This window comes from Gardnerella swidsinskii (assembly GCF_003397705.1).
Taxonomy (GTDB): Bacteria; Actinomycetota; Actinomycetes; order Actinomycetales; family Bifidobacteriaceae; genus Bifidobacterium; species Bifidobacterium swidsinskii.
In genome coordinates, this window is sequence record NZ_QJVB01000001.1 from 427454 (window position 1) to 445303 (window position 17850).

15 protein-coding genes are annotated in these 17850 nt (G+C 45.2%); 12 read left to right on the top strand and 3 right to left on the bottom strand.

Going from position 1 to position 17850, the window contains the following annotated elements; translation table 11 throughout:
• Window positions 1–4 precede the first annotated feature (4 nt).
• From D0T18_RS02010 to D0T18_RS02020, 3 genes are all read right to left on the bottom strand, one after another.
• Window positions 5–1336, bottom strand: coding sequence for a hydroxymethylglutaryl-CoA reductase, degradative (locus D0T18_RS02010; protein WP_116440366.1), 1332 nt, complete (start codon window positions 1334–1336; stop codon window positions 5–7).
• An 86-nt stretch (window positions 1337–1422) separates the two neighbouring features.
• On the bottom strand, window positions 1423–2685 hold the full coding sequence (locus tag D0T18_RS02015) for an acetyl-CoA C-acyltransferase (protein ID WP_116440367.1): 1263 nt from the start codon (window positions 2683–2685) through the stop codon (window positions 1423–1425).
• 647 nt (window positions 2686–3332) lie between these two features.
• A complete protein-coding gene (locus D0T18_RS02020; protein ID WP_004110321.1) occupies window positions 3333–3914 on the bottom strand; it encodes a xanthine phosphoribosyltransferase in 582 nt (193 codons plus the stop codon).
• 189 nt (window positions 3915–4103) lie between these two features.
• Between D0T18_RS02020 and D0T18_RS02025 the strand changes: the two genes are divergently transcribed.
• The 12 genes from D0T18_RS02025 to D0T18_RS02080 all read left to right on the top strand — a co-directional run bounded on the left by D0T18_RS02025 (window position 4104) and on the right by D0T18_RS02080 (window position 17807).
• On the top strand, window positions 4104–7094 hold the full coding sequence (locus D0T18_RS02025; RefSeq protein ID WP_116440368.1) for an ATP-dependent helicase: 2991 nt from the start codon (window positions 4104–4106) through the stop codon (window positions 7092–7094).
• 142 nt (window positions 7095–7236) lie between these two features.
• Window positions 7237–7650 (top strand): DUF4418 family protein, encoded by a 414-nt coding sequence (locus tag D0T18_RS02030; protein ID WP_004110325.1) that lies wholly within the window; start codon window positions 7237–7239, stop codon window positions 7648–7650.
• Window positions 7651–7688: 38 nt separating this feature from the next.
• Window positions 7689–8900, top strand: coding sequence for an FtsX-like permease family protein (locus tag D0T18_RS02035; protein ID WP_116440369.1), 1212 nt, complete (start codon window positions 7689–7691; stop codon window positions 8898–8900).
• Window positions 8901–8902: 2 nt separating this feature from the next.
• Window positions 8903–9700: an ABC transporter ATP-binding protein gene (locus D0T18_RS02040; RefSeq protein ID WP_116440370.1), complete on the top strand. Its 798-nt coding sequence runs from the start codon at window positions 8903–8905 to the stop codon at window positions 9698–9700.
• A 434-nt stretch (window positions 9701–10134) separates the two neighbouring features.
• Window positions 10135–10761, top strand: coding sequence for a 30S ribosomal protein S4 (gene rpsD / locus D0T18_RS02045; protein ID WP_004105277.1), 627 nt, complete (start codon window positions 10135–10137; stop codon window positions 10759–10761).
• 300 nt (window positions 10762–11061) lie between these two features.
• Entirely contained in the window at window positions 11062–11736 is a 675-nt protein-coding gene (locus D0T18_RS02050; RefSeq protein ID WP_012913890.1) for a histidine phosphatase family protein, read from the top strand.
• A gap of 150 nt (window positions 11737–11886) precedes the next feature.
• Window positions 11887–12333 (top strand): DUF948 domain-containing protein, encoded by a 447-nt coding sequence (locus tag D0T18_RS02055; protein WP_012913891.1) that lies wholly within the window; start codon window positions 11887–11889, stop codon window positions 12331–12333.
• On the top strand, window positions 12333–12578 hold the full coding sequence (locus D0T18_RS02060) for a hypothetical protein (protein WP_004105270.1): 246 nt from the start codon (window positions 12333–12335) through the stop codon (window positions 12576–12578). Before D0T18_RS02055 ends, D0T18_RS02060 begins: the two co-directional genes overlap by 1 nt.
• A 206-nt stretch (window positions 12579–12784) precedes the next feature.
• Entirely contained in the window at window positions 12785–15469 is a 2685-nt protein-coding gene (alaS, locus tag D0T18_RS02065; protein ID WP_116440371.1) for an alanine--tRNA ligase, read from the top strand.
• Window positions 15470–15523: 54 nt separating this feature from the next.
• Entirely contained in the window at window positions 15524–15982 is a 459-nt protein-coding gene (gene ruvX / locus D0T18_RS02070) for a Holliday junction resolvase RuvX (protein ID WP_004110340.1), read from the top strand.
• Between the two features lie 45 nt (window positions 15983–16027).
• A complete protein-coding gene (gene mltG, locus D0T18_RS02075; RefSeq protein ID WP_012913894.1) occupies window positions 16028–17218 on the top strand; it encodes an endolytic transglycosylase MltG in 1191 nt (396 codons plus the stop codon).
• Between the two features lie 82 nt (window positions 17219–17300).
• Window positions 17301–17807 carry a peptidase A24 gene (locus tag D0T18_RS02080; RefSeq protein ID WP_162861118.1) on the top strand — a complete coding sequence of 169 codons (507 nt, stop codon included), beginning with the start codon at window positions 17301–17303 and terminating at the stop codon, window positions 17805–17807.
• Window positions 17808–17850 lie beyond the last annotated feature (43 nt).

The following is a 17850-nucleotide window of genomic DNA, read 5'->3' on the forward strand; positions in this document are numbered from 1 at the left end:
TTTCTTAATTTTTACTTGATTCTCGTAACTTTTGAAGTAATTGCGTAACTTTTTCTGTAGTTCTTTCTGCAGGGCTAAGTTGCAAAATATTATGCGTGATTTCTGCGATTTCCGCACCTTTGGCACCTGCTGCAATTGCCAGGTTTGAAGACTGCAATGCCATGTGACCTGCTTGAATTCCAGGGCCTGCTAGTGCGCGAAGAGCCGCAAGATTTTGCACCAAACCGAGCGCGGCAAGCGTATTTCTAAAGTCGTTTGCGTTTTTGTATTTGCCGATTTTGATCGCGAGTTTTGCCATTGGAAGCGATGAGATTGAGCCGCCGACAATGCCGATCTGTAGCGGAATTTCAATACTGCCGTGGAGTATGGTTTTTCCGTTTAAAGTTTCGGTGTTCCACTTTGACAGTGGTAGGTAGCGACCGGAACGCGCCGCCCACGCGTGTGCTGCCGATTCTAGCGCTCGCGTATCATTCCCGGACGCGAGCGCGGCTCCTGCGATTCCGTTTAGGATTCCTTTGTTGTGCGTGGCGGCGCGTGCAGGGTCGCTGGCGGCAAGCGCGCTCAATGCCGCGATTCGGCCCGCAAGGCGCTTTCCCTCGCGCTCTCGTTCAGAGTCTTCCAGCCGCCTGGATGCTAGTGCTTCAACCGGTATATGCACTTCTGCTGTGCTGGCAACGCGGCTGGTGTTCGTGAGTATTGCAACTAGCGCCTGCACGCCGAGCCAGCTTTCCAGCTGGGCTTTGACGGCTTCGCCCATAGTGTTCACTGTGTTTGCGCCCATTGCGTCGCATGTGTCTACGTCAATCTCGAGCTTTGCGAAGCCGTGCAAAGCTGAAGCGCGGCATTTTCGCGCGCCGCCACCCCTTTTACTCATTGATGGGTGTGACTCGTTTGCAATGCGCAACAGCTCTGCAACCTTTTCTTTATCTTCAACGATTCTGCTCAAACGCGCCGCCACGCTCCCGTCAGCGTCCTCAAAAGCTATTTGCGCTGTAGTCACGTATTGTGGCGAGTTTGCTACAATGCAGCCTTCAATGCTTGTTGCAGCAATCCGCGCCCCATTGCACGCAGCTGCAATCACGGATGGCTCCTCAGTTGCAACCAGCACGTCACGCACTTCGCCGTTCACAATCAGCCCACGCACAACGCCAACCGGCAGCGTATACTTTCCAATTTGATGCTCAATCATATGATTTGCAACGTCTGCAGGAATTGTAGTATCAGAACTTTCCGCAAACTGTTTAAGCAAAAATGCTGCCTCAGTATCGTTAATTGCGCCCTCATTTTGCAAGGTTTTTATGCGATTTTCCACGCTTAATTCACGAAAAGCAGCCATCGAAATCACCTCATGATTTGTAGACTACGAATGCTTCTGATTGCTTTGCATTCTGACTTGGTTGTTTGCATTCTGACTTTATTGTTTTACATTCTGACTTTATTGTTTCGCATTCTAATTTGCATAGAAACGCCGATTCCGCCGCCGACGCACAGCGCAGCAACTCCATTTAACTTATTGCTATCTCGCAAAGCGTATATAAGCGTCGTCAAAATCCTCGCTCCGCTAGCGCCAAGTGGATGTCCGAGTGCAATTGCTCCACCGCGTACGTTGAGTTTTGACTCGTCAATATGAAGTTGCTCCGAAACGGCAATGCTTTGCGCTGCAAACGCTTCGTTTATTTCGAATAAGTCAATGTTGTCAACGTTGCTGCCGGTCGCATTTAGCATGCGTTCCATTACATGTTTTGGAGCGTATCCCATTAAATCTGGGTCGATTCCGCCTTCTGCGAATCCCACAATTTGTGCAAGATATTCAATTCCGTGCGCTTGCGCGTAATCTTTGCTCATAAGCACTAGAGCTGCAGCTCCGTCGTTAATTCCGCTTGCGTTTCCTGCAGTTACAGTCGATTCGTGCTTGCAAACTTCGTTTTCGCCAACTTCGCGCTTGTCAACTTCGCAAGTCGCGTCCGCAGTTTCTTCCGACGCTTTAAAAAGCGTGCGCAATTTCGACAACTGCTCTAAAGACGTATCTTCGCGAGGATGCTCGTCGCGAGTTATAACAGTTCCGTTTGCAAGCGTTACTGGCACAATTTCAGAAGCAAAATCACCTCTTTTAATAGCGGCAACAGCTTTTTGGTGAGATTTAAGTGCAAAAATATCTTGTGCTTCGCGAGTGATACCAAATTTTGCTGCAACATTTTCTGCAGTAACGCCCATTGCGTCGCCAGTAAAAGCGTCGTTTAAGCCGTCTCGTTGCAAACCGTCAATAAGCGCAAAATTCCCGTATTTGTGTCCGCTAAATCGCGAATTAGTTGCGTAAAACGGTACGTTGCTCATGCTTTCAGTGCCGCCTGCAACAACAACTTGCGCATCTCCCATAACGATTGCGGATTGTGCTAAGCGCACTGCTTTTAAGCCGGATCCGCATACTTCGTTAATTGTCATTGCGCAGCTAGAAGTATCTAATCCTGCTTTTAACGCAATTTGGCGAGCAACGTTTTGTCCGCTGCCTGCTTGTAATACGTTTCCAAAAATAGCTTGATCCACGTCGTGTGAGCTAATTCTAGCGCGTTCTATTGCTGCTTTTGCTGCGATTGTTCCTAAATCAACTGAGGAAAGCGAAGATAAGCTGCCGCCGAATTTGCCAATAGGCGTACGTACAGCGCTTGCAATCACCACTTCAGTCATATGTTTAGCCACCTAATCAATTGTTTGTTGCAATACGTGTTGAAGTATACCAACCGGACTACTTTATCGTATTTTTCGACAAAATTACCATTTGCGAAAAATTTTTCTCGTTTCCTTCACAATTAAGCGTGCTTCAATGAGTTTGCGCTTCCGAATCCGGCATAAACTTTACAGCCGCGTAAATTAAGAGTCGTATTTCTCCCAAACCTTCTGAAGCTTTGCAGTAATGCTCTGCAAACGTTGATTTACTACTGTCCAAAGAACGCTAACATCCGTGCTGCTGCACACGTCACACCGGGCACAAATACCACACACCCCACCGCAGCTTAATTTTGTGACTTTAGTTGCACGAATACCAGTGTGGTAGAGATTTGAGATTTTTCGCACTGAGCGAAGGACGCTCGCGCAGCGCTTTGACCGAGCTTGAAATCATTGGGATTTCAAGCTCCTTCAAAGCGTGATTTGGCTCAATTGTGAAGCACGGTGTACTTCACAATTGAGCCAAATCAGCCGAACGGCTACCAATAGCCGTGAGGAATAAGCTCGCTACGAAACTCGCGTTGGAAGTCCACTGGACTTCCAACGCGAGTTTCCGCTCCGAGTTACTTTCGCGCGCTACGCTCTAAGCGCGAAAGCAGGTCGGAGCGCTACTTACGGAACGAAATCGAGCCGTCAACAGGATCCATCGCGTCAACAATCGCCAGCGAATCCAAGTCATATCCGGCTTCACGAAGCGCATCTCCACCACCTTGGAAGCCCTTTTCGATAGCGATTCCAATGCCGGCAACGCTAGCTCCAGCATGATTGCAAATGTCGATTAATCCTTGCAAAGCTTTGCCGTTCGCCAAAAAATCATCCAAAATAAGCACGCGATCTTCCGCACTTAAATACTTACGTGACACAATCACCGGAAACTCGCGCTGCTTTGTAAAAGAAAATACCGTAGATACGTATTGGTCGCCATCGAGATTAATTGACTGAGCTTTCTTTGCAAAAACTACAGGAACTCCGCCAAAATGACGTGCTGCAACACATGCAATTCCAATACCAGAAGCTTCAATCGTAAGAATCTTAGTAATATTTGCGTCGCGGAAATGCTCAGCCCAAGCGGCTCCCATATGATCAAATAAATTCACATCGCACTGGTGGTTCAAAAAAGCGTCTACTTTTAATACATTGCCTGGTTTTACGATACCATCTTGGAGAATGCGTTCTTCCAGTTCTTGCACGATGCGCCCCTTCTTACGAACAATTACATTGCAGTACGCTCAAGCATACCCAAGTTCGTGACACAATACGAGTAAAAACGACTGCAGCATGTGGTAAACCTGATTAAATACGTGCGCAATTAAAACGTGGGGGCGTTTTATTGCTGAAGCTAAAACGTAGGTAATTGGCAGCATTAATGGAGTACAAGTATGAGCGTAAGTATGGGCGCAAGTATGAATGCAAATATGAGTGCAAAAGATAGCGATTACGGATATGTAAGTGATTTGTTGGGGAATCCAGTTGATTCGTTCGATTCTGACGATCGTTTTTACGAGAATGTTGCGGATGTGAATGATTATGCCAACTACAGTTACGACGAGTATGCTGACGCTTACGCTAAAGAGCCTGATTTTACGCAGCAAGAATATGCGTCTGATCAAGAATCAGTGCCTCCTCAAGAATCAGTGCCTCCTCAAGAATCAGTGCCTTCCCAACAAGAAGCTCTTGCCCAACAAGAACTGCTTCCTCAAGAATCTCAAGAATATTCCCAAAATTTCGCACATTCTAGAGTTGCAGTTGACGCGCAAAAACTACTCGACGGCTTAAATCCGCAACAATCTCAAGCAGTCCAGTACGACGGACCGGCACTGCTTATTGGAGCAGGAGCTGGAAGCGGCAAAACGCGAGTTCTTACGCGAAGAATAGCTTGGATATTAAGCCAAAAAGGTGCCTGGCCAAGCCAAATTCTTGCCATCACTTTTACAAACAAAGCAGCTGCCGAAATGCGTGAACGTTTAAGCAAACTTATTGGTAGCGAAGCAAATACTATGTGGGTTTCGACGTTCCATTCTGCATGTGTGAAAATACTTCGCAGATCAGGACAGTATATTGGCTTAAAATCAGGCTTTTCTATTTACGATACTTCCGATTGCGAGCGATTAGTAAAAATTATTGCAACAGAGCTTAACGTTGATATTAAGCGTTTTACGCCACGCAGCATTTTGGGCAAGATTTCGGATTGCAAAAATAGTTTAATCACTTGGCGTGAGCAACTAGACATGTATGCTAACGATTACAAGCCTGGTGTTGCAGGTCAACAAATTGCGCACGCTGGCAATTCTGAAGCTGTTTACGCAACTATTTATGCGGAATATCAGCATCGTTTATCTCAAGCAAATGCGGTTGATTTTGACGATTTAATTATGCGAACTGTGCAACTCATGCGCGAAGTACCAGAAGCTGCGCAATATTACCGCCATAAGTTCCGCTATATTCTTGTAGACGAGTATCAGGATACGAATCACGCTCAATACGAGCTTATTCGCGAGATTGCTGGAGTGGATGTAAAGCAAAATAGTGCAAATCCATCTCAGCAAAATAACACTCCTGCATCAATCACAGTTGTAGGCGACTCCGACCAGTCGATTTACGCTTTCCGCGGAGCAGATATTCGCAATATTCAAGACTTTGAAAAAGATTTCCCAAACGCTACAACTATTATGCTTGAGCAAAATTATCGCTCTACGCAAACTATTTTGGACGCTGCAAACGCAGTTATTTCGCATAATCAAGGACGAAAGCCTAAAAAATTGTGGACGGTATTAGGTAAGGGCACTCCAATTACTGGTTATGCAGCAGACAGTGCTCAACAGGAAGCAGCTTGGGTTGCGCAAGAAATAGCGCGATTAGCAGGTGAAGAGGGCGTTGCTTATTCGGATATGGCGATTATGTATCGCGCTAATGCGCAGTCTCGTTCGCTGGAAGATGCGCTCGTTAAAGCAGGTCTTCCGTATCAGCTTGTTGGTGGCACGAAGTTTTACGAGCGTCGCGAAGTAAAAGATGCGCTCGCATACTTGCAATCTATGGCAAACCCAGATGACGATGTGAATATGCGTCGAATTTTGAATGTGCCTAAGCGTGGGCTTGGAGCGCGTGCGGAGGCTTTGTTAACGCTTTATGCTCAAACACAAGGAGTTAGCTTCTGGCAAGCTTTGGAACATTTGGAGTCAATCGAAGGTATGCCAACTCGCACTGCAACCAAGCTTAAAGAGTTCCGCGAGCTTATGCACAACTTAATTACGTGTATGCAAAACAATGACTCGAAACCTTCTAAAGTTATTGACAGCATACTGAACGACAGTGGTTTGCTGGAGGATTTGCAACGTTCTGAAGATCCTCAAGATGCCGCTCGCGTGGATAATTTGTCGCAATTGCAGTCGGTTGCAGCTGAGTATGAGCAGAATACGCCGGATGCTAGTGTTGCTGGTTTCCTTGAAACGACGGCGCTTGTGGCTGATTCGGATCAATTGCCGGATGAAAATGAGGACACTGGTAAAGTTACGTTGATGACGCTTCACACGGCTAAGGGTTTGGAGTATCCGGTTGTGTTCCTAACTGGCATGGAGCAGGGAACTTTTCCGCATTCTCGCGCTTTGGAAGACGATGGCGAGCTTTGCGAGGAGCGTCGTCTTGCTTATGTTGGTATTACGCGAGCTAAGCAGCGTTTGTATGTTACGCGTGCTGCTGTTCGTGCGCAATGGGGGCAGGCTCAAGATATGCTTCCAAGCCAGTTTTTGGATGAGATTCCAGATAATTTGATTGATTGGAAGCGCAGAGAGTCTGATGTTGAGCGTTGGGGTGCTTCGTCTAGACGCGGCGATGATTTTGATAGCGATTTTGATAGTGATTTTGGCGGCGATTTTGATAGCGACTTCGGCGGCTGGGATGACGATTATAGCGATGCGTTTAGTGAAAAAACAACTTATGGTGGAAGCAGTTACAGTTCTGAAAAATCGCATGGCTCTAAGTCTTACGGAAGAAATAAATCGTATGGCTCGAGTTCTTACGGATCTTCTTACGGAAAGTCTTATAGCAAGTCTTATGGCTCTTCTTACGGATCTTCTTATTCTAAATCGAATTGGTCTAAGTCAAGTGCAGTAAAAACGCGCAAAGTTACCGCAAAAACTGCGGCTTCAACAAGCGCAACAAAAGTTGGTTCAACTTCCGCAGTTATGAATAAAGACAATCATCTAAATATTCAAGACTTCCAAGTTGGCGACAAAATTACTCACGATACTTACGGCTTAGGAACCGTGCTAGCAACGCAAGATAAGGGCAGAAACTCAATTATTACAGTCGATTTCGGCTCCGATGGAGTAAAGCGACTAATGCTTAGAGTTGCACCAATCGAGAAATTATAAAATCTTCTATTTATGCACTTTAATGTAAGATAAATTTTTAACAAGGACGTGGCATTCGCGGGTGTGGGTGCCGAGAAGCGTGTTGCATTAACGAAAATGTGACACTAAAAAATAAAAACATACATTTAATGAGGTATAAATTATGAAAAACAAATTATTCGCATCAATTCCTGCAATTATTTTCGGCTTGCTTATTGCCATTGCACCATTGACGTTTGCAAAGCCATGCTCAACCGGAGGCATGCACAAAATGCATATGATGATGCAACCTATGGCATGCTACTACACAGGTCGTGCAGCTGTTGGAATCGGCTTAGTTATTGCAGTACTTGGAATTATTGCGTTATTTGTTAAAGAAAATGTTCGCATTGGTTTAAATATTGCTGTAGTTGTGAATGCTTTGCTTATGCTTGCTGTTACAACATTCCTTATTGGCGTGTGCAAGAGCCCAATGATGCATTGTGCATCCGTTATGCGCCCAACGTTGATTGTTCTGTCTGTGCTCGCATTGGTGTTCGCAGCTGTTTCCGTGTATTTGGATAATAAAGAAGATTAATAGTTCAAATAGTTCGAAAAGCTTACTAAAGCAAAATTATGCGCACTATTACGCTAAAGCGATTGCCGCTGGAAAATCTTAAACGCAAGCCATTGCGCACTGCTGCACTTATTATTGTATCTGCGTGCTTGTCTGCAATATTTTTCGGCGGCTCGCTGATTTCTATGAATCTTGAACGCGGCTTGAACAGTATGCGAGAACGCATGGGAGCCGATATTATGGTTATCCCTCAAGGTACGCACACTAAGGCAGAAGCGTTGCTTACAAACAGTGGTTCAAGCACTTTTTATTTCACTAACGATATTGAGAATTTAGTAAGACGCTCTCCGGGTGTGCAAAAGGCGAGTGCACAAACGTATATTTCTTCGCTTTCTGCAGGATGTTGCGCTGAAAAATTGCAAATTATTGGTTTTGATCCCGATTCTGATTTTGTTATAGGTCCTTGGATTTATTCTCAACATAAGCAGAAGTTACAAAAAGGCGAGATGATTGCTGGCGCAAATGTAATCGTGTCTTATATGAATACTGTTCGTCTTTTTGGACACCAATGGCCTGTAGCTGCACAGCTTGCAAAAACCGGCACAAGCATTGATAATTCAGTGTTTGTGCGACGCGAAAGTGTGCCGCAAGTAGTTGAGTATTCAACGAAAGTAGGGCACACTGCTATTCCAAAGGAATATGCTAAAAAAGCAGTTTCTGCAGTACTTGTAAAAGTACAAAAGGGTTACAGCGCGCAAGAAGTTGCAAAAAATATTCGCAAAACAACTGGTCTTTCAAGCATTGGCATAGTTTTTCCGGGCGGAATTACAGCAACTACGCAAGCTAATCTTGGTGTTTTTACTCGCACGTTGACTTTTATAATTGCTGCGTGCTGGCTAGTTGGATTGCTAGTTTTAGTTGCAGTGTTTTCAACATCTGTAAACGAACGCAAAAAAGAGTTTGCTTCTCTTCGCATACTTGGCACAACAAGAAATATGCTTTTAGGCGTTGTCGTTAGGGAATCTGCGATACTTGGCTTAGTTGGTGGAGTATTGGGTGTTGGATCTGCAAGTCTTATATTGTTCCCTTACAGTTCTCTTATTTCTGAACAATTGCAGCTTCCGTATTTGGAAGTGACTGCGCTACCAGTAGCAGTGCTTATGTTAGTGTCTGTGCTACTTGCGCTTGTTGCAGTTGTTGTAGCTTCAGCGCTTACCACATTGCGTATTGCTATGCGCGAAACGTATTTGACACTTAGGTCAGGTGAGTAAGTATGGAAGATAAGAGTCAAAAACTGCCAAGTAATGAGTTTGATATTTTACCTGTTGTTGAGCTTACTCGTGTAACTCGCGAATTTATGCGCAGAAAACACAAATTTTTTGCAGTAAATAACGTGAGTTTTGCGCTAAATAGCGGCGATTTTGTGGCAATCGTTGGAAAGTCAGGTAACGGAAAATCTACTTTACTAAATTTGATTGCTGGGTTATTGAAGCCAACGCATGGAAGTGTAAAAGTTTGCGGCGAAGAGATTTCTGAACGCACTTTTAGTGATGCAAAAATGTCTCGTTTGCGCGCATGTGATATAGGTTTTGTGACGCAATCGCAGACGCTTTTACAAAATCTTACTGTGCATGACAACATACTTTTACCTGTGCAAATTGCAGCTAGTGCTTGTGAAGTAAGTAAGTCTGGAATAAGTAAGGCTGAAGTAAGTAAGTCTGAAGTAAGTAAGTCTGAAGTAAGCGAAGATTTAAACGAGACTCGCGCGTTAGAACTTTGCAAGCAATTGCATATTGAAGATTTACTGTGGTGCTACCCAAATGAGCTTTCGGGTGGTGAAATGCGTCGCGTAATGATTGTGCGCGCGCTAATAAACAATCCAAAGCTTCTTATTCTTGACGAGCCTACTGGCGATTTGGATGTAGAGCATACTCGCATAGTTGTGAAAATGTTGCGCGAGGCTGCAAAAAATGGTGTAGCAGTGCTCATGGTAACTCACGATGTTGAGGCTGCTCGCTGTGCGGATCGCACATACACAATGGATTGCGGATTGATTTGCCGGAGCGCTTGAAGCGTAGCGCGCGTAGGCACTTCAATCCGGAAACTCGCTTAAGTTGGAAGTCCAGTGGACTTCCAACGCGAGTTTCGTAGTGAGCGCGTTACTCGCGCGAGCGTTTTGGCTGGTTTGTGGAACATTTGCCGGGGAACTTACAACGTGAGTTTCGCGCTCAGTACGAAAAATATCAACAATTATTCTTACGGGTGTGTAGAATCAGAAACGATGCCTATTTTGTGTAAGCATCATCTGGAGCCTTAGCCCATCAGTGGGTCGGCGCGCGGTAGTTATGGCGTTATTTCAACGTTTTAATACTTGCGCGTTCGTGTGTTAGCACGAAGAAGCACTGGAGAGGCCGGCTCAGCGTGAATGATTTTAAGCGATTTTGCGATCGATTAAAAACTTGGTTCACGTTCCGTTCAGATAACGACAGAATTAAAGGATTAGCTATGACTAATATTCAGCGTTCTCGCCGTCAGGTGCGTCTTTCTCGCGCCCTCGGCATCGCTTTAACCCCAAAGGCTCAGCGTATCTTCGAGAAGCGTCCATATGCTCCAGGTGAGCACGGTCGCACTCGTCGTCGCACCGAGTCCGATTACGCAGTACGTCTTCGCGAGAAGCAGCGTCTTCGCGCTCAGTACGGCATCTCCGAGAAGCAGCTTCGTGCTGCTTACGAGAAGGGTACGCACACTGCAGGCCAGACCGGTGACGCAATGCTCACCGATTTGGAAACTCGTCTTGATGCTTTGGTTTTGCGTGCAGGCTTTGCTCGCACCACCGCCCAGGCTCGTCAGTTTGTTGTACATCGTCATATTTTGGTTGATGGCAATCTTGTCGATCGCCCATCTTACCGTGTGAAGCCAGGTCAGACCATTCAGGTTCGTGCCAAGAGCCAGACCATGGTTCCATTCCAGATGGCTGCAGAAGGCGTTCATCGCGACGTTTTGCCAGCAGTTCCTGGTTACCTCGATGTGAATCTTGCCTCTTTGAAGGCTACTTTGACTCGTAAGCCGGAAGTCGATCAGATTCCAGTTGAAGTCAACATTCAGTACGTCGTCGAATACTACGCTCGTTAATTCGCCGATTTAATTCTTAAGGACATACCGCTTGACCCCTGTTGCGCATTCGCGTGGCAGGGGTCAATGCGTTTGGCGCGACGACCTGCTTGAGCGCAGCACAGCGCGCGCGAAAGCAACTCGGAGCGGAAACTCGCTTAGGTTGGAAGTCCAGTGGACTTCCAACGCGAGTTTCGTAAGCGAGCGCTTATAGTGCGAGCTTTGGTCTGGCGTATCGCTCCAAACGTGGGTAATTTTTCCGGCGTTTGTTGTCGCGCAACTTTCTGACGCTTATGTACCGCTTAGTGCAATAATGGAGCTATGTTGCTGCATCTTTATTTAGTGCGTCACGGACAGACGCTATTTAATCGCTATAATCGACTGCAAGGCTGGTCAAATTCTCCACTTACTGAAAAAGGTTTGAAAGATGCGGACACGGCCGCAAAAAAGCTAGAAAATATTGCTTTTGCTGCAGCTTACTGCTCGGATACTACGCGTGCGCAAATCACAGCACAACGTATTCTCGACGCAAATGAAGCTGCCGGTAACGCGCGCCCAAAGCTTGTAAGCGATATGCATTTTCGTGAGCAATGCTACGGCTATTTTGAAGGTCAAGATATGCAAATGGCTTGGTGGGCTGCAGGAGCACCTCACGGAGCGCACACTTATAACGAAATCGTTGAAAAATTTGGGCTTGCAGCCACTCGTGACATGCTTAAAGAAGCGGATCCTTTCCACGATGCCGAGTCAGATATCGAATATTGGACTCGCGTAGAAGAAGGTTTTGCGTTAATCGCTTCAAATTCTTTGCTTAACGATGGAGATAATGTTTTGCAAATTTCGCATGGCAACACTTTGCTAAGTCTTATGCACCGTTTTGCGCCTGCAGGCTACGATTTAAGCGAGCGCCCGGCAAACGGAAGCGTAACTAGGCTCGATTTTGACACTACTAAACCTATTGATAACGCTATTACTATTCAAGGCTACAATGAGTAGCTTTTTGCTACAGCTTTCTTAACGTATGCGTCGTTACCGTTCGTTAGTCTTAAGTCATTGCGAATGGTTTTAACTGTAGTCTGATTTGCTGTTGTATTAGCTTTCAGCGCGGTGAAGTCTTAAGCAAAAATGGTACAGAAAGAGGTTACGATGAGCGTTGGAGACATAGCTGCTCTTATTGCCGCGATTGCGTTTACTGTGCTTTCGGGTTTTTTGATTTATCCGCTAATTAGATTGGGCAAGTTGTTCGATCAGATTGCGAAAACTGTCAAAGAGTCGGGTGAGCATGCGATGCCTGCAATTGACGAGTCTGTGACGACGATTAAGCAAGTTAATAAGACTCTTGACGATGTAAACGCTGTTTCAGGAGCTACGCGCACAACTGTTACGAATATTGGTGCTCTTACTGATTTGTATGGTGCTTTCCTTGGAAAACCGCTCGTAAAAATTGCAGCTGCCGGTTACGCTCTAAAAGATACTGTTTCTTCTTTCTTCAATAAGCCGACTGTGCCAACAGACAAGAATAGTGCCAATCGTAACGCTTCAAAAGAATCCTCTGATAAGAATGCAACTAAGAATGCAAGCAGGGGGGAGTAATGTTCAAGCGTTTATTTTGGATGTTTGTTGGCATTGTAATTGGTGTTCTTACAGTTACGAAGGCTCGTGCATATGTTAAAGCAAAAATGCCGTCTTCTGCTAGTCGTTTTATTTTTGATGAGGAACCGAAAAATATCACATTGCGCACAGTAATGGGATTGTTTAAAGATTTCAATACTAGCCGTAAAGAGCATGAAGCTGAGCTTAATTCTCGTTATGCTAATCGTAGAAATAGGGAATTTTAAATAAAAAACGAGTTTTTCATAATTTCGTTACTTTGCTAAGTTTAGTTAAGTTAAGTATTGAAGTACTATATTGAATGTTTGCATGATTGCGTCGTGCGTCATGCGGCACGATTTCGTGTGGGCGTTGCATGTGGCTTTTGTTTGTGACGGTTATTTGTGACGGTTTGCGTGGGTCTTGCTAAAAATTACACAAGGAGTTCGTACGTATGCGCACAGCAGAAATTGCAAAGCGTTATCTTGACTATTTTGCTAAGAATGGTCATATGGTTGTTCCTTCGGCTTCTCTTATTTCGCCGAACCCAACTACGTTATTTACTATCGCAGGCATGGTGCCGTTTATTCCTTACTTGCTCGGAGAGCAGACGCCTCCTTCGCGTCGTATGGCTTCGAATCAGAAGTGCGTTCGCACTCTAGATATTGACGAAGTTGGTAAGACTACTCGTCACGGCACTTTCTTCCAGATGGTTGGTAACTTCTCGTTTGGCGATTATTTTAAAGAGGAAGCTATTCACTACGCTTGGGAGCTTTTGACAACTCCTCAAGATAAGGGCGGCTACGGTTTTGACCCTGAAAAGCTTTGGGTTACTACTTATACTGACGACGATGAAGCCCGCGCAATTTGGAAGAACGAAGGCTTCGACCCAGAGCATATGCAAGTTTTCGGTATGGAAGATAACTTCTGGACTACCGGCGGTCCTGGTCCTGGCGGTCCATGCTCCGAAATCTACGTGGATCGCGGTCCTAAGTATGGTCGCGATGGAGGTCCGGCTGCTGACGAATCTCGTTTTATTGAGATTTGGGATTTGGTTTTTGAAAACTACCAGGTAGATAACGTCAAGTCTAAAACTGATTTGCATATTGCTGGCGAGCTTGATCAGAAGAATATTGATACCGGCGCTGGTTTGGAGCGTTTGGCTTACCTTATGCAAGGTAAGGAAAATATTTACGAAACTGACGAAGTTTACCCAGTTATTGAAGCTGCGGAAAAGCTTAGTGGCGTAAAGTACGGCGATAATAATGATGCTGACGTGCGTTTCCGCGTTGTAGCAGATCACGTGCGTTCCGCTTTGATGATTATGAGCGATGGCGTGCGCCCAAGTAATGTTGGCCGCGGCTATGTGCTTCGTCGTCTTCTTCGCAGAACTGTTCGCGCAATGCGTATGCTTGGTGTGCAAGATCCAGTTTTGCCAACGCTTTTCCCAGTTTCTAAAGCTGCTATGGAACCAAGCTATCCAGAGCTTAATGATACTTTCCATGAGGTTAGCGAAGCTGCTTACGGTGAGGAAGACGCGTTCCGTCGCACTCTTGAAAAGGGCACGACTATTCTCGATTTGGCTGTTGAAAAAGCTAAGAAAGAGCACAAGGATGACCCTATGGTTGGCGGCTCCGACGCGTTTACTTTGCACGATACTTACGGCTTCCCAATCGAGTTGACTTTGGAGATGGCAGCTGAGCAGGGTGTTAAAGTGGACGAAGCTAAGTTCCGCGAGCTTATGAGCGAGCAGAAAGGTCGCGCTCGCGCTGACGCTTTGAAGAAGCGTCACAATGTGGACGTTAGCGTTTACGACGATATTAAGAAGTCGCTCGAAAAGCCAATTGACTTCCTCGGTTACACTGACTTCTCCAGCCGTTCTAACGTTTTGGCAATTGTTGAAGCAGGTAAAGGCTCTGTTAAAAGCGTTACTGCTCCTGCAAACGTTGAGATTATTCTCGACCGCACGCCATTCTACGCTGAGCGCGGCGGCCAGATTGCTGACCAGGGCGAGATTATTTCCGATGACGGCGCGATTTTGGAAGTTGACGATGTTCAGCGACCAATCAAGGATTTGATTGTTCACAGCTGCCGACTTACCGAAGGAACTCTTAGCGTTGGTGCTCCTGTAAACACCAATATTGACCAGGTTCGTAGAGCTGCTTTGGCTCGAAGCCACACTGCTACGCATACCCTTCACAAGGCTTTGCGAGAAGAGCTTGGCCCACAGGCAACTCAGCGCGGTTCCGTGGTTGATCCAGACCGCTTGCGCTTCGACTTCCAGTGGCCAAAGGCTGTTGATAAGGATGCGCTTTCTCGCGTTGAAGCTCGCGTAAACGAGCGTATTCGCGACGATTTGCAGGTTGTTCCTAAGGAAATGCCAATCGACGACGCTTTTAAGCTTGGAGCAATGCACTTGTTCGGCGAAAAGTACGGCGATGTTGTGCGCGTTGTTGAAATCGGCGACGGTTGGAGCCGCGAGCTTTGCGGTGGCACTCACGCTAAGAGCACCGGAAAGATTGGTATGGTTACAATCCTTTCCGAGTCTTCTATTGGCTCTGGTGTGCGCAGAATCGACGCTCTTTGCGGCGAGGCAGCGTACGAGTATGGCGCCCGCGAGCACACTTTGGTTGCGCAATTAGCAGACATGGTTAATGCTCGCCCAGACGAGTTGGTTGAACGTTTGGAATCTTTGCTTAACAAGATGAAGGATTCTGATCGTAAGCTTGCTTCTGTTTACGAAGCTCAATTAAATGAAGCTGTACCAACATTAGTTGATGAAGTAAAGAATAGTAACGAAAAAGTTAAGTTGGCTCTTAAGAATGTTGGCAACTTTGGCTCATTCGATGCTTTGCGCAAGACAGTCCTAGATATTCGTGCTCGTTTAGGTGAAGATGCTCCAGTGGTTGTTGCACTTGCTGGTGTTAATGAAGACGATCGACCAATGATTGCAGTAGCTACAAACGAAGCTGCTCGCGGTCTTGGTGCTAAGGCTGGCGACTTGGTTCGTACTGCTTCCAAGGTGCTTGGTGGCGGCGGTGGCGGCAAGCCAGACTTCGCTCAGGGCGGTGGTACAGATGCTTCTAAGCTTGATGAAGCTCTCGAAGCTGCGAAATCAGAAGTAGCTAAGCTCGCCTAGTGCGTGTTTTACAGCTTAAAAATTTACGAATCTATACCAAAAGCAACACGAAATATGGTGTGGTTAGGTATTGATTTAGGTGACGCAAGGGTCGGACTTGCACTTTCCGACCCTGGTCTCACCTTTGCACATCCTATTGGTAATGTGCAAGTGTTTGGAGATTCCTTCCATGCTATAGATGAAGTGCTTGAAGTTATTGAAGATAACAATGTAGAAAAAGTTGTTATAGGCTTGCCTTTGCAACTTGATGGCACTGAAGGAAAATCTGCTAAAAAAGCTCTGCGCTGGGGGAAGAATCTAATAAAACGCATGCAAATATTGCATGACGAAAAAGATTGGGCGTTGGATTATATGCCAGAAGTAGTTTGGAAAGATGAGCGTTTGACAACAGTAAGTGCTCATCGTCAGCTTTTGCAAGCGGATCTTTCTACTAAAAAGCATCGTCCAATGGTAGATCAGCAGTCGGCAGTGTTGATTTTGCAGTCTGCGCTTGACGCAAATAATGCAGAGTAGTTTTGAAAATCGAATAAAAGCAGAAATAGCGAAGAGGAGAATAGCGTGTCTGACAATTTTGATGAATTTTTTGACAAACATGCAAAGTGGACTGAGCATGATGGCGAGCCGTCGTCAGAATCATCTAATTCTTCTAAATACAAGTCTTCGACTGTTAGCTCCAGAAAACGTGCTAAAGCTCGTCTTGAAGCAAAAAAACGCAGGCGTAGAGCAAAAGTCGTTTTATCTATTCTGCTCGTATTCGTATTAGCTGTTGTTGGATATTTTGGATACAGTGCGGTTCGCGCGTGGAAATTATCTCAAAATAGCGAGTCTGTTGCAGATTGGCCAGGCCCAGGCTTTGGAACGGTTGAGTTTACTATTGACACCGGCGAGGGTGCTATTAGCGTTGCCAACAAATTAGTTAAGGCAAATGTTGTTAAATCTCAATCAGCTTTTACTTCAGCTGTTTCTGCAAATAATAAAATTTTGTATCCTGGCGTTTACTCACTGAAAAAACATATGGCTGCTATTGATGTAGTTGATATTCTTTCAGATCAAACAAAAGCAGGCGGATTCCTTGAAGTTCGTGCAGGGGATCACGCAGCAGACGTTTTGCAAAAAGCTTCAACATTATCTGGAATAAGTTTAGATAAATTCAAGGCTGCGTTAGCTGATGGTGCTGCAGGAATTCTGCCTGCTGAAGCAAACGGTAGTGTTGAAGGCTGGCTAGAGCCTGGAGTTTATAACGTAAAAGCTATGAAAAGTGCGGATGCTATTCTTTCCGCAATGGTAAAAAAGCGTATTGAAAAACTTGATTCTCTTGGAATTCCTAAAGGTAAAGATAGAGAAAAAGCCTTAATTATGGCATCTATTGCCGAAGCTGAAGTGAATAATCGCGAATATTATGGCAAAGTTATTCGCGTAATACTGAACCGTTTGGCAAAAGATATGTCGTTAGGAATGGATTCTACTGTTGGTTACGGCGCGGGAGTAAAACCTATTAAACTCACGCAAGCAATGCTTGACGATGCAAATAATCCGTATAATACACGTATTCATAAGGGTTTGACTCCTACGCCTATTGGCATTGCTGGAGACAACGCTCTTCTTGCTACTATTAAGCCTCAAGACGGTCCGTGGCTTTACTTCGTCACCACGAATTTGAAAACTGGCGAAACGAAGTTTGCGGATAACAAAGACGACTTTTTGAAATTCCGCGACGAGTACAAGCGCAACAATCCTGAAGGCAACTAAACTGTTAAATAAAAATATAGCTTTTAACCACATATATGTTTTGAGGTTGTAACAGTTTCGCAAGTTTTCGTAATCTGCTTTAATGAAGCAATTAATTATTACGATACTATCGGTGCTGCCAACGCTCACATGTTTAATTTCAGTTTGCGCAACTGACATAAAAAGTCGCGTAGTGCCAAGACTTTGGGTTGTTATTGCAGGAATTTTTCAATCTTTTGCGAATCTCATATATTCGATTATTTTATTTAGAAATATTAGCGTGCTTATTTTCGGCTGGATTTCTTGCGTAATTATTTTTGTAATTTACTGGGGTATGCGAAAAATTTCCGCAAAAAATGCTATTGGTTTCGGAGATGTTACGAGCGCGTCGATGATTGCGCAAGCCTTGATATTATTCGGCTTTGACTGCTTAATTTATTGGTTCGCTTTAATTGGAGCAGTTGGCTTACTTTGGCTTTTGCTATGGAAAATTTACTGCAAAATCTGTTCGCCAACTAACGTATCAATACCATTCGTACCAGTAGAAGCAATATCTGCAATACTCGCAGCATTGCTGTCAATAACAACCTGCTCAATACTTGGTAGTTAGTAGAGTAAAGTATTTAGACGCGTAAATTACTTGAGAATGGAGA